The 12,058-nt window shown below is 41.7% G+C and carries 9 protein-coding genes; 7 read left to right on the top strand and 2 right to left on the bottom strand.

From position 1 onward, the window contains the following. Positions 1-306: 306 nt before the first annotated feature. The 3 genes from CDG76_RS10840 to CDG76_RS10830 all read left to right on the top strand — a co-directional run bounded on the left by CDG76_RS10840 (position 307) and on the right by CDG76_RS10830 (position 4,630). The gene (locus tag CDG76_RS10840) at positions 307-1,803 is read left to right on the top strand and encodes a glycosyl hydrolase family 57 (RefSeq protein ID WP_094349032.1); all 1,497 of its coding nucleotides are present in this window, start codon (positions 307-309) and stop codon (positions 1,801-1,803) included. A gap of 582 nt (positions 1,804-2,385) precedes the next feature. Continuing rightward, entirely contained in the window at positions 2,386-3,543 is a 1,158-nt protein-coding gene (locus CDG76_RS10835; protein WP_094349031.1) for an FIST signal transduction protein, read from the top strand. Between the two features lie 7 nt (positions 3,544-3,550). Continuing rightward, a complete protein-coding gene (locus CDG76_RS10830) occupies positions 3,551-4,630 on the top strand; it encodes a sensor histidine kinase (RefSeq protein WP_094349030.1) in 1,080 nt (359 codons plus the stop codon). Positions 4,631-4,659: 29 nt separating this feature from the next. Here CDG76_RS10830 and CDG76_RS10825 read toward each other — a convergent pair whose 3' ends face one another. Then, positions 4,660-6,018, bottom strand: coding sequence for a sensor histidine kinase (locus tag CDG76_RS10825; protein ID WP_094349029.1), 1,359 nt, complete (start codon positions 6,016-6,018; stop codon positions 4,660-4,662). Between the two features lie 101 nt (positions 6,019-6,119). Between CDG76_RS10825 and CDG76_RS39045 the strand changes: the two genes are divergently transcribed. The 3 genes from CDG76_RS39045 (at position 6,120) to CDG76_RS10815 (ending at position 8,440) form a co-directional block, all read left to right on the top strand. Further along, positions 6,120-6,245 (top strand): hypothetical protein, encoded by a 126-nt coding sequence (locus CDG76_RS39045; RefSeq protein WP_262984319.1) that lies wholly within the window; start codon positions 6,120-6,122, stop codon positions 6,243-6,245. A gap of 34 nt (positions 6,246-6,279) precedes the next feature. Beyond that, positions 6,280-7,113, top strand: a complete 834-nt coding sequence (locus CDG76_RS10820) for a Uma2 family endonuclease (RefSeq protein WP_094349028.1) — start codon at positions 6,280-6,282, stop codon at positions 7,111-7,113. A gap of 154 nt (positions 7,114-7,267) precedes the next feature. After that, a complete protein-coding gene (locus CDG76_RS10815; protein WP_094349027.1) occupies positions 7,268-8,440 on the top strand; it encodes an S-layer homology domain-containing protein in 1,173 nt (390 codons plus the stop codon). A 226-nt stretch (positions 8,441-8,666) separates the two neighbouring features. On the opposite strand, the gene CDG76_RS10810 is transcribed toward CDG76_RS10815, so the two are convergent. Continuing rightward, entirely contained in the window at positions 8,667-9,104 is a 438-nt protein-coding gene (locus CDG76_RS10810; protein ID WP_094349026.1) for a CAAD domain-containing protein, read from the bottom strand. Positions 9,105-10,120: 1,016 nt separating this feature from the next. Between CDG76_RS10810 and CDG76_RS10805 the strand changes: the two genes are divergently transcribed. After that, the gene (locus CDG76_RS10805) at positions 10,121-11,794 is read left to right on the top strand and encodes a sensor histidine kinase (RefSeq protein ID WP_190240820.1); all 1,674 of its coding nucleotides are present in this window, start codon (positions 10,121-10,123) and stop codon (positions 11,792-11,794) included. Positions 11,795-12,058: the final 264 nt, after the last annotated feature.

The raw sequence follows: 12,058 nt of genomic DNA, 5'->3' as shown, positions 1-12,058 counted from the left end.
ACCCAGAAACCTAGATGAAATCTGAATTTCTGAATTTTGAGTTGTATCATACCATTTCCAAAAATCTTTGCAACATAATGAATCGGCTGTATGGGCCTACATCTTTACGTCTGTAGCAACAAAATCAAATAGATTGCTGTATATTTTCCAACACTTTTTTTATAAGTGTAATATCCCAACTGTTGCACTACACAAATATTGCGGGACTACAAGACGATCGCAGTTTGCATCAATACATAAAGTTGCAGAGCAGAAATTGTTGTGCGATCGCATAATTAGACATACCTTGTTTCGGAGCAATCAGAAATGCTTTCCTTCCCCACAACCCTGACTCCTTTGCCCGAAATCATTGATGGCTTGCCGAATATTTCTGGTTGGGAAACAGAGGTTCTCTCTGTGGTTAACCAAGATCGACCAGTATTTTTACCAACAACGAATATCCGCTTAGAAGACGTAAATGCTGTGTTTGCGATCGCTTTGCACATGCACCAGCCAACTATACCTGCTGGAAATGGCGGTACACTCATCAGCAATCTGCAATATATGTTTGAACATCCCCATGAAGGGGATAACCATAATGCAGATCCCTTTGCCCATTGTTACAGCCGTATGGGTGACTTGATCCCCGAACTTGTAAATCAAGGTTGCAATCCGCGTGTGATGTTGGATTACTCAGGTAATCTTCTGTGGGGACTGCGGCAAATGGGACGCGGTGATGTTCTCGATAATCTCAAACGGATTACTTGCGATCGCACCTACCAACCTTATGTAGAATGGCTGGGTACAATGTGGGGTCATGCAGTTATTCCTTCCACACCCATAGCAGATATTAAATTACATATCGTTGCATGGCAACATCACTTTGCGGCAATTTTTGGCTGGGAAGCACTAGCGCGAGTCAAAGGATTTTCGCCCCCAGAAATGCACCTACCAAATCACCCTGATGCTCTCTTTGAATTTGTGAAAGCACTGAAAGAATGTGGATATCGCTGGCTACTTGTTCAAGAACATTCTGTAGAAACTCTTACCGGTCAATCTCTCACTCATAAACATTTACCACATCGTCTAATTGCCCGTAATTCTCAAGGCGAAACAATTAGTATCACAGCTTTAATTAAAACCCAAGGTTCGGATACTAAATTAGTTGCTCAAATGCAGCCTTATTATGAAGCGAAAACATTATCCAAACAACAAATTGGTAGTGTATTTGTACCACCAATAGTTAGCCAAATTGGCGATGGTGAAAATGGCGGCGTGATGATGAATGAATTTCCTAGCGCTTTTAAACAAGCGTGGTGGGATATGGTAAATAATGGGGGAGGAAAATCAGGTGTTGTTGGTGTGTGTGGTACAGAATATTTAGAATTAATCGAAGCTGCTGGATGCAAAGCCGAAGATTATCCAACTTGTCAACCAGTGGGACAACATCAAATTTGGGAGCGAGTTTCACCAGATAATATTCAACCGCAAGCTGTAGAGAATGCCATTCAAGAATTAAAGCAAACAAACTCTAATTTTCATCTGGATGGAGCCTCGTGGACAAATCATATCAGTTGGGTAAAAGGATATGAAAATGTGTTGTCTCCCATGTATCAATTAAGTAGTTTATTCCATCAGAAGTTTGATCCATTGCTGCAAACTGACTCAGCAGAACCAATTACTAGACAGTCTCAATACCGTAACGTTCTTCTACATAACCTGTTGTTGCAAACCAGTTGTTTTCGTTATTGGGGACAAGGTGCTTGGACTGATCACGCACGGGAAATTTACCAACGTGGAGAAAATTTATTGCAGATGAATTGAAGAAGAATTCAGGAGTCAGAATCAAGACCTCTCTGCGAGACTTTACGCGCAGCCTCTCGTAGAGAAGGATGTCAAGAATTCGTGGAGTGTATGTAAGTCTTAGGGACTTCCAAATAAAAAAACATCTCAAATTTTCTTGTGGGATGGGCATCTTGCCCGTCCCAGATTTAGGGTGGGCGAGACGCCATAGGTGTCAACTTAACGCTAAACCCGCTTGGTGACAACGTTTTGCCCTCACCCCCAGCCCCTCTCCCATCCGTGAGAGGGGAGCTAGACATTCAATTCCCCTTCTCCCTTGGGAGAAGGGGTTAGGGGATGAGGGCGTGAGGGATTTGCAAAACGCCTGTCCGATATAGTTTTCGGCTTAAGTTGACACCAATGGCGAGACACGCACCCCACAAGATGGATAATTTATTTCTTGGAAGTCCCTTACTGAATTCTGACTCCTGAATTCTGTTTCGAGAAAAAGTCAGGTGAGTTGAGATTTAGTTCAAGTAAGTGGGAAATCTAAATGTAGGTTTCTGGGTGCTGAGATCCCAATTGGATAAGCTACCCAGTCTTTAAACTTACAATGAGGTAGTTGTGTTTCGAGTTGTTGTTGGTCATAGCGACGATCCTGAATCTCAAAATGCGATCGCTGAAGTTCTTCAAGAATGTAGCCGTTCTCTTGCCGGCTTCCTTCCCCAAGCTGGAATTTTATTCACTGCTATAGACTTTGACCATGCGTTAATTTTGCAACGCATCCAAGACGCTTTTCCCGGAATTGAGTTGATTGGTGGAACGACAAATGGAGAAATTTCTTCAATTCTGGAGTTTCAGCAAGATTCTCTGACCTTAATGCTGTTTGCTAGCGATGAAGTGGAAATTCACTCCGGTATTGGCCGAGGAGTATCCAAAAATCCAGCCCTTGCAGCCCAAGAAGCGATCGCACAAGCACAGGCAAAGAGTTCATTTGTACCACAATTGTGCCTTACCTTCCCCGATAGTCTAACCAGCAATGGGGTTTTAATTTTAGAAGGTTTAAAACAAAGCCTGGGAGAATATATTCCCATCATTGGGGGAATGACTGCCGACGACTATACCTTTGACAAAACCTACCAATTCTTCCAAGGTGAAGTACTGAGTGATTCAGTTCCAGTGCTACTATTCTCTGGAAAACTACTATTTTCCCACGGAGTTGCAAGTGGTTGGACTCCCATCAGCCAACGTAGCCGTGTAACTAAAGTAGATGGCAACGTAGTCTATGAAATTGATGGACAACGTGCCTTAGATTTCTATCAGCATTATCTCGGTGAAGAAAGATTTGCATCCAATTATGCCATTCATGCCCTAGCAGTTTTTGAGGATCAAGATCATTTCTATTTACGGGCACCCAATGGCTACGATCAACAGTCTGGTAGCGTCACGTTCTTCTCAGATATTCCTGAACAGGCAGTTGTACAAATTACCGATGCGACTCGTGACAATATTTTGTCAGCTTCTGAGACATCTTTGAAGAATGCTATTGCAGATTATCCCGGTGTGGAGCCAACGGCAGCATTACTTATTTCCTGTGCAGCCCGTCGGCGAATTCTGGGAACTTTAGCAAGAGTTGAGTATCAGCTTGTCAAAACTCATTTACCAAAGGCATTACCTTGTTGTGGTTTCTATGCTTATGGTGAAATTGCTCCTTTAGTGGGTGGAGGTCAAACCCAATTTCATAACAAAACCTTTGTCACGCTGTTAATAGGGACAAAATGAGTGGTGTATGGATAACCAAGACAATTCCATACAGATTCAAGAGTTAGAAAAAACAAACCGCATCTTGCACAAAAAGCTGGAACGATGCCAAAATGAACGCCGCCAGTTAGAAACTGACATTGCAACAAAAGAGTTTTTACTTAAGAAAGTCATTTGTGAGTTAGAAGACTCTCAAACAAACTTGCAGCAAAGAGGCCAAGAGTTAGAAAATACGTTAAATAGTTTGCATAAAATGCAGGCTCAAATAATTCAAAGTGAAAAGATGTCTGCTCTTGGTCAAATGGTGGCTGGGATTGCTCATGAAATCAACAATCCCGTTAGCTTTATTTACGGAAATATCACCCATATCAGCCAATATACCCATGACTTATTGCGACTTGTCCAGCTTTATCACCGTTATTTCCCCAATCCACCTGCTGAAATTCAAACCGAACGCAAAACCATCGATTTAGAGTTTCTAGAAAAAGACGCAATTATGGTATTGCACTCAATGAATATTGGGACGGAGCGTATTCGAGAGATTGTGCTGTCACTGCGTAACTTCTCGCGCCTGGATGAAAGTGAGTTCAAAGCCGTAGATATTCATGAAGGCATCGACAATACTTTGATGATTTTGCAGCACCGCCTGAAAGCCACTGATAAAAGCTCAGGGGTTCAAATTATCAGAGAATACGGCAATTTATCTCATGTAGAGTGCTACGCTGGACAGCTAAACCAAGTGTTTATGAATATTCTAGTAAATGCTCTCGATGCTCTCGAAGAACTCAATGCTCAACGAACTTATCAGGAAATCCGCGATCATCCCAGTTGTATCACGATTCGTACCTCTGTCGTTGATTTGCAATGGGTAAAAATTGCGATCGCAGATAATGGCTCTGGAATTCCTGAATCTATTCAAAAACAGATTTTCAATCCCTTCTTCACAACCAAACCTGTTGGTAAGGGAACAGGAATGGGAATGGCTATCAGCTATCAAATCATCACCGAAAAACATGGCGGCAAGTTAGAAGTTTTTTCAACACCTGGAAAAGGAACGGAGTTTGTGATTCAAATTCCTATCCAGCAGGAAGTTTGTCCAGTAATCTAACATAACGTTAATTCGTAATTCGTAATCAATCAAACTAAAGGCAATAAAATTTCAAATTTTGTACCTATACCAATCTGTGAATGGAAATTTAATTTTCCGCCATGTCTGACGGTGATAATTCGATAACTTACTGCTAAACCAGTATTTTTACCATTCTTTGTTTCCAGAGAAAAAGACTCCATAATTTGCTGTTGCAATTCTTCAGACATTCCAGAGCCATTGTCAGCAATGCGAATTAAAACCCAGCGAGAATCTGGTGCATCTGGTTTGCTTGCTTCTTGTGATATAACTTCTGTGGTAATCTCAATTCGGGGTTTTTGAACAGTCTTTGTCTCTTCTAAATGTAACTGCTGTCGCACTGCTTCATTGAGTAAAGTATCCACAACTTCACTTAAAATATTCATCAAAACCTGGTTTAATTGCCCCATAAAGCAATACACTGGGGGTAATTGACCGTAGTATTTGACGATTTCGATTTCTCCTTGAAGACGGCTATTAATTAATAAAATAATGCTATCTATACAGGCGTGTAAGTCTACTGGCTTGGGAAAAACTTCATCAATATGACAGAAGTTTTGTAAACTAGTAACGAGTTTTTTTAATCTTTCCGCTCCCGTGCGAATACTAGCAAGCGATCGCGACAAATCTTGCTCTAAAAAATCAAATTCAATCTCTTCTTTAATCTGATTAATTGCCTGAGAAACTGATGGCAACTCTCGATCGTAAGCGGCTATTAGTTTGAGTAAATCTTGACTGTAGTTTGAAACATAAATTATGTTACCCCAAATAAAACCCACTGGGTCTAAAACTTCGTGGGCTACGCCGTCTACTAAACGCCCCAAGTTTGCCATTTTATCATTTTGAATCATTTGGGCTTGACTGCGTTCATAGCGGATTAGATTGTCGATTCCCCGAATTTGCCAAGAAATAATATTTAATTCTTGGACATCTAACAATCTATAAGCACCAGATTCGGTTTGTACTACAATTGGTTCTGCTAATAATTCTGGCGATCGCTTTAAGCTAAGTTGCATTGTTGTTAAAATCGATGTTGTATCAGTAACAAGCAACATCGATGTCCGCACATAGCTGTAGAGAACAGCTAATGGTTGCTGAACAAATAACTCTTGTCCGAATGGACGAATCAAAAATTCTAGTAGTCGCCGTCGCGAAATCATCCCAATGAAATGTCCCTGTTCTACCAAAATTACTCCTGGTAGCAAGGGGTATTTGTCCAAAAAACTAGCCACTTCCATCCCAGTGTGGCTGATTTCCACCGAGAAGTTATACATTGGTAGTTCTTGGAGGGTTGAATCTAAACTAAGATCGCGATCGCTTCCCTCAGACAAAAATGGTGGTGAAATTTGGTAACTGAATTCTTCTGGCACTAGACACCCTGATTTTTTCAAAGACAGGTAAACAATAAGTTAATATTTTACATTCTGCCACCCTCAAAATCCGGTTTTGGTTTGGGTATTTAGTAAGACTAGTGGTCTGTCAAGGTGAAAATCTTTCTCAGGTGACTGGAAGTAATTGGCGTGCGATTTCTGATTTGGGCGGAGAATATTTAGAGAGCGATGTCTACGACGGGCTACGCCTACGCAAGCTAAACTAAAAATAACCTTTACGAAGAGTGCAAAGGTAGCGTTATGACCTCTGTAACCAATCCACCCAACGCTCTCACTCCTTTTCCCTTCCCGGATCATACTCAACTTCCTGAGTCTAATGGTACGTTCGTGTTCGCGGAGCGTGCCGAAGGCAAAAATTGGCAAGAGCATCCCCAAAGCATCCTACTAACTGACTCTATTACACCCATCCTCAAACAATTAAATCCTGAAGGTGAATACTGTATAGGGCAAGACTTAGGCATTTACTGGCGCTTAACCGATCCCCTTGAAAAAGGCGCAGAAGCACCAGATTGGTTTTATGTACCGAATGTACCATTTTTGCTCAATGGGCAAACGCGACGTTCTTATGTGTTGTGGCGAGAGTTTATTGCCCCGTTGATTGTCTTAGAATTTGTCTCTGGGGACGGTAGTGAAGAACGGGATAAAACTCCTTTGAAGGGTAAATTTTGGATTTATGAGCAAGTGATTCGTCCTGCCTTCTACGGCATTTATGAAGCGAGTAAAGCCAACCTAGAAGTTTATCATCTGATTGAAGGACGGTATCAGATATTACCAGCAAATGAACGAGGACATTATCCTATAGTTGCTTTGGGTGTTGAATTAGGTTTATGGCAGGGAGTTTATCAGAATGTAGAATTACCCTGGCTGCGTTGGTGGGATTTAGAAGGCAATTTGTTGTTGAGTGGCGATGAAAGAGCAGAACAGGAATCCCAAAGAGCAGAACAGGAATCCCAAAGAGCAGAACAGGAATCCCAAAGAGCAGAACAGGAATCCCAAAGAGCAGAACAGGAATCCCAAAGAGCCGATCGCCTAGCTGCCCAATTGCGATCGCTCGGCGTTGAACCAGAAATCTAATACCGTACTACAAATTACGAATTACGTTAGCGTAGCGGTAGCGAGTCCGCGAGCGTCATTACGAATTACGAATTAAAAAAGGGCTGGTGTAAAAGAGTCATCTGTGGCTTAATTTGTTTAGACACAAATTTTTACTGCTACCAGGGTAATCACGATGACAAATAGACCTCCTTCCGAACCGGAGTCATCTCAAAAAACTGCCCTTGGCTTTGATGAATTTATAGCCATTCTGGTTGCCTTTACCACTATCGGAGCGATTCTTTTTTGGTCGTTGTCCCGCAGAGATTCTAGTTGGAACTTAAACGGGCTGCTGTTGCCTTCCTCCACTCCGTCTCCTAGTGTTCGACCAAATCCAGTATTGCCCTCTCCTACTGCCAAGGTAGAACCTTATACAGTCCCCAACAACGTTTTGCCCTATTCTTCACCGGAAGCTGTTGTTGAACCCAAGACACCTTCATTCCCAACTAACAGCGCAACTCCTTACCGCGCCATGTTACCATCTATTTTGGTAATCCCAACTCCATCCCCACAACCACAAACGCCTGTATCCCCTCCAACAGAACTTGAGTCATCACTCAAATCATCAGCGTTGCCTTTAGTAACTCCGGCAAGACCAAAATCAATCATTCCGCCGCCAATTGCATTTAATGATGTGCCCAATAACTTTTGGAGTCGGCGTTTTATAGACGTTCTTTCTGCCCGTGGGATTCTCAAAGGGTTTCCTGATTATTCTTTTAGACCAAATCAGCCTGTAAACCGCGCCGAATTTGCTGCCATACTAGAAAAAGCTTTTGACCAAGAACCGTCTAAAACTGCGATCGCATTTCAAGATGTACCAACAAAATTCTGGGCAACTTCAGCAATTGACCAAGCTATCAGTGCGGGATTTCTCAAGGGCTACCCGAAAAAAACCTTCAAACCACAACAAAATATTTCACGAGTGCAAGTTTTAGTTGCCCTTGTTAGTGGGTTAAATTTGAAAGCCCCCACTTCGCCAAATCAGATTATTAGTGTCTATAAAGATGCTAAAGATATTCCACCTTATGCTATAGGCAAAATAGCTGCTGCTACAACCAATGGTCTGGTAGTTAACTATCCAAATCCCCAAGTCCTCGATCCCAACAAAGTAGCTAGTCGGGCAGAAGTGGCGGCGATGATTCATCAAGCTTTAGTCAAACGGGGCAAACTGTCGGCAATTACATCTCCTAATATAGTGCGTAGGAGTAGCCCGCCGCAGGCATCGCCTAAAATATCTACAGAACTTCCACAGACTCCAAAACCGAACCCAAAAGTTAAATTGCCCACCGGAGGTTCGCCTCAACAATAATTACTAATTCGTAATTAAACCAAGGATCGCAGGCAGCGACTTCTACGGGTACTAGCGTTATGGGTGTAGTCTTGATATTACAAATTGTTAAAAATTTTGTCAGGAACTTTGAGAGAAGACTGGACGCCGAAAGTCGGTGTCCAGTCTTCGGGGATTTAGAATTAGAGCGTACTTCTCACAGGAGCAAGCTACGCGTAGCGTCTCATAGAGAAGCGATAATTAGATATTAAGCTTCTGGAATTTGTTTACCGACAACTTGTGATTTAAGAGTGGTGATTTCACTAGTTAACTCTTTCCTGGTTGAGGCTTTGAGTAAATAGCGGTAAACAAACCAGGCAGAGTAACCAATACCGATCAGCTCAAAAGTAGGTGCTACCAAAGGGATATCATTCAAAGCATCTAATATTGCCAAGAGTACTTTAACGGCAACAATTGATCCTACAATTAAACCAACTGTTACCAGGGGTTGCTTATATTGATTAAAGAAGCTTCCCAAATAATCTGGTAATGTTGCTAAAAAGGTAGAAATTTGCTCCCCGTATTTTACCCATTCGTCTTGAGGCTGTGCCGGAGGCTGGAGTTTGGTGATAGTTCCCGTTTGGTTGTTGATCTCTGCCACTGTAGTCTCTTTAGATGCGTTTTCGGTAAATTCTTGTTCTGGCATTTTCACTCCTATTAATTTGACAGTTGAGTTTTTCTAATCTGGATAATTACAACCAAAAGGTTGTTGATTAGGTAATGTACTTGCGAATCAGTACAATTTGGTGAAAGGCACAAAAAGATTTTAGTGTCCTATAACCATACTTGCCCCATACTATCTACTGCATCAACTACAAGGTAGACAGTCAGTAGGAGGATAGAACTCAGAAGGCAGCAGGATGTATTATAATCAACTTCCTGAGTTCTATTTTTGGAATCAATTGGAATCCTCAGGTTGTGATTATCCCATTCCGTGGCATTTGCTCATAATCGTACTAAATCTAAGTACAAATCATGCAAAAATCACTCCGCTTCTCATTTATATAAGCCTAGAAGCCGATTTTAGCCGATATTAAAGCTATCTTAAGCCGCGTTCGTCAATTAACGCATTCGTCTTGATATTAATACCTAATAAAAATTTTTCTGTGTTCATCTAGACTAGACTTAGAAGCTGTTTTATGATATAGGTGCCTGGGATTAGGGAGGCAAGGAGATAAACAAAACTCAGCACTCTTTTGCCCAATCCCTAATCCCCAAGAAGTATCAAACCTTTTGTTTTTCTCCTGATTGTATTAATTTTATAAGGTAGAGTAATGGCGTAGGCGATCGCAAGAACTCATTGCTTGCTATCAACCGCATATTGTGGAAAGTAGTGTAGTAAGGAGAAGACGCTCTCAGGAGGGTCTTTAGTGCAGGAAACTATATCGTTGCTCCTAAAAAAAGTAAATTCTATTAAACTTAGTAATTATACTTATAAAATTTGTTGTAAAAATTACTTATCTTATCTAAGATGATGCTAATTATCTCGCAAGCAATCATTTGCTCTTGCGATAAAAGAAGATAATGTAGATGTTAATGACTAAATTAAGGTATTTTGACAATCTAGACTAATTTGATTATTTTTGCGGGAAGGCAAGGAGGTTTGAGAAATGCCTTCCTCAAAAGCCAACCCCTATCTACAGCAGTTCAGAAAGCAAAAAAGTGTCAGCCGAAGAGCCATCGACAGACGAACTCCCAACTATAGAATTTCCTTCACGAGGGAAACTCAAAGCTAGTTCTTGGCGTATCCATCAAAAAATTGGCTATGGGTACTTTGTAGCTATTGGAATTGGCTTTTTTGGCTCACTGACTGGGTTAGTGATTGCTAATTACTACCGGGGAAGGGAAGTTAGACAATTCAATCAAGCTTATGAACAAGGACAACTACTGAGTAATTATAAGGATGCAGTAGTAGGGGCGCAATTACATAGTTCTAACCTAGTTGCTGTATTAGAAAATTCACAACAACTGCAAAACAAAAAAGCTGATTTTCTGAAGAATGTTGAAAAAGCCAAGCAACTAGAGTCAAAAATTGGCGGATTTCTTGATAGTAAACCTAAAAGACTAGCAGCAACAAGTTCGACTTTACAGACGTTATTGCTGGATTACAAAAATAATTTAAATGCCTACGTTGACCAAATCGAGGTCGTCTTACAGAAAATTGACTCTCAAAAAGTGCAGCCTCAGCAGATTTCTTCGGCCCGATCGCAGTTATTAACAATAATGCGTGGTGAAACAGCCATGCAACTAGATCAGCTTTCTCAAAGCTTGACTAACATCCTGCAAACTGCTGAAGATCAAGAGCAAGAAAGGCAAAGAGCCGTTGAGCAGGCGAGAATAGTTGAGCGATTCATCGTGATCGCGAGTATGCTGGTTTCGGTAGCGATCGCAGCTATTGTAGCTTGGCGTACCAGTCGAGCGATCGCTGAACCAGTGATCACTGTAACCCAAGTAGCTGAACAAGTTGCCAGGAAACATAATTTCGATTTACGAGCGCCCGTTACCACTGAAGATGAAATTGGCCTACTCGCCAAATCTCTAAATCATCTGATTGAGCGAGTATCTCAGCGAACAAAAGAACTACAACAAGCTAAAGAATTAGCCGAAGCTGCTAGCAAAGCAAAAAGCGTATTTTTGGCCAATGTCAGCCACGAATTACGCACACCATTAAATGCTGTCATTGGCTTAAGCCAACTACTACAAGACGACGCTACCGATCTTGGTTTATCGGCAGATTTTATCACAGATTTAGAAACAATTAACGCTGCTGGTAGGCATCTACTGCACTTGATTAACGAAATCCTCGACTTGTCAAAAATCGAAGCGGGGAAAATGACCCTCTATCCTGAAACATTCGAGATTGCAACGCTGATTCATAACGTTGTTCTCACAGTCAAACCAGCTATAGAAAAAAATGCCAATGTTTTAGAAGTGGATTTTGATGAGCAACTTGGCACCATGTATGCCGATCAAACTAGGATGCGGCAGGTATTGTTAAACTTACTCAGCAACGCCAGTAAATTCACTACAAACGGCAAGGTTACTTTGACAGTCAACAGAGAAAAGGATGAATTTCGACCGGATGCTCCTTTAGGCAGCATTATTTTCACTGTTACCGACACAGGTATCGGTATGTCTAACCGTCAACAGCAGCAGTTATTTCAACCTTTTACACAAGGAGATACCTCGACTACGAAAAAGTATGGAGGTACGGGATTGGGGTTGGCAATTAGCCGCCACTTTTGCCAGATGATGGGTGGTGAAATTATTGTCAAAAGTCAGCCAGGAATTGGCTCTACTTTCACTATTCGTCTGCCAATGACTGTGCAGGATTGAGGGTATTGGGGACTGGGGACTGGGAACTGGGGCATAGGTTATTCCCCTCATCTCCCCCTACTCCTTTCTCTTTTCACCTAATCATAAGAACCCCACCCCCGCCAAAGCTGTGCTTTGTCTCCCCNGGGGAGACAAAGCACAGCTTTGGCGGGGGTGGGGTTCTTTTATTATGGGTAAGCACCCGGACATGATATCAGTGAATAGCAAAGAGTTTTTCAGATGGGAATCAGAGTCTCCAAGAATTTTTGAATTTTCAATTGTTTA

The organism is Nostoc sp. 'Peltigera membranacea cyanobiont' 210A (assembly GCF_002246015.1).
Classification (GTDB): Bacteria; Cyanobacteriota; Cyanobacteriia; order Cyanobacteriales; family Nostocaceae; genus Nostoc.
The sequence above is the reverse complement of the archived record's forward strand: the minus strand, read 5'-3'. Positions and strand labels throughout refer to the sequence as shown.